Here is a 1,468-nt window from a genome sequence, read left to right on the forward strand (position 1 = left end):
CCTGCAGGAGGGGATGCCCGGGTTTGTGACGGCTACTCCCCCGCCGCCGTTCCGGGCCGTGCTTGTTCCACGCTCATTCCAGGAAGAGGCCGCGCGCCGCCGCCGACTGCTCGATCGCCTCCAACCGGGCTTCCGCGCCCGGCAGTTCGTCGCACATGGATTGCAGCAGCACCCGGCCGAGCATCATCGGGGCGCACGCGGTGTCGAAGACCAGCCCGGTACCGACGGCGGCCGGCAGCATCAGGTCGGACAGCTTGGCGACCGGCGCGAAGGCGCTGTCGGCCACGGTGAGCACCGTCAGCCCGCACTCGCGGGCCACCGTCAGCGCGTCCATCAGCTCCCGCGGGTAGCGCGGCAGCGCGAAGCAGAGCAGTGCGCTGGCCCCGGCCGCCCGGGCCTGTTCCAGCCGGTCGGCGAGCATGCTGCCGCCCTCGTCCAGCAGCCGGATGTCCGGGTGCACCTTGGCCGCGAAGTAGGCGAAGCCGCGCGCCTGCGCCGAGGCGGCCCGCAGGCCGAGCACCGGCAGCGGGCGGGAGGCGGCGAGCAGCCGGGCGGCCCGGGTGATCGGCTCCGGGTCGGCGAGGAGTTCGGCGAGGTGGCGCAGGTGGGCGATCTCGGCGAGCACGGCCTGCTGGTGCTCGTTGCGCACCGCGTCGTCCGGGGTCTCCGGCGCGGCCTGTTCGCCGCCGCCGAGTTCGCGCAGCTGCTTGCGCAGCGCCGGGTAGCCGTCGTACCCGAGCGCGACCGCGAAGCGGGTGACGGAGGGCTGGCTGACGCCCGCGAGTTCGGCGACCTCGACGCTGGACAGGAACGGCGCCTCGGTGGCGTGCCGCACCAGCGAGTGGGCGATCCGGCGCTGGGTCGGCGTCAGCCGGTGCCCCTCGAACAGTTGGAGCAGCCGGGCGGAGGGGCCGACGCTGCCGGTCTCGTCGGTGGCGGTCATCAGCGGTACCTCCGGGTGCGAGGGGGTCGGACGACGACTGTGCAGGAGCGGGCCGCACCTGGCAAAGACGTCTCGTACGGCGGGACGTCCGGTGGGACGCCCCGCGGGTCGGACCGGTCGGACCGGTCGGGCGGTCCGGCGGTCGGCCGAACCGGGTCGGGGTAACCCTGATTTGTCCCTGAGCCCGCCCGGATTCCTCCTCCGAACGGATGGACCGGGGGCCCCGGCGGCCCCACCCTGGTTCCATGGACACTCGTCAGGACGAACTGCGGCGCGACCTCGACGCCACCCTCCAGGCCCGCAAGGAGCTCGGCAAGGAGTACGAGGACGCACTCGTCGACTCCTTCATGAAGCGGCTCGACGCCCGGCTGGACGCCCGGGTCGAGCGCTCGGTGGCCCAGCGGTTGGACGACTACGAGCCGCGGTCCCCCCACCGGGGGCAGCCCCGCCGTTCGGGCTGGGGCAAGCGCTCCAACACCGGGCTCGCGGTGACCTCGCTGGTCCTCGGCATCCCGCTGACGGCGA

The 1,468-nt window shown here is 74.0% G+C and carries 1 protein-coding gene and 1 pseudogene; one reads left to right on the forward strand and one right to left on the reverse strand.

Annotated elements, in window-relative coordinates; all coding sequences use genetic code 11:
* Positions 1 to 73: 73 nt before the first annotated feature.
* Positions 74 to 943 carry a MurR/RpiR family transcriptional regulator gene (locus ACIQOV_RS41190; RefSeq protein WP_224278798.1) on the reverse strand — a complete coding sequence of 290 codons (870 nt, stop codon included), beginning with the start codon at positions 941 to 943 and terminating at the stop codon, positions 74 to 76.
* Positions 944 to 1,188: 245 nt separating this feature from the next.
* Between ACIQOV_RS41190 and ACIQOV_RS41195 the strand changes: the two are divergent.
* A pseudogene (locus ACIQOV_RS41195) lies at positions 1,189 to 1,468 on the forward strand (hypothetical protein); the annotation flags it as partial.

The organism is Kitasatospora sp. NPDC091257 (assembly GCF_044757675.1).
GTDB lineage: Bacteria > Actinomycetota > Actinomycetes > Streptomycetales > Streptomycetaceae > Kitasatospora > Kitasatospora lactacystinica.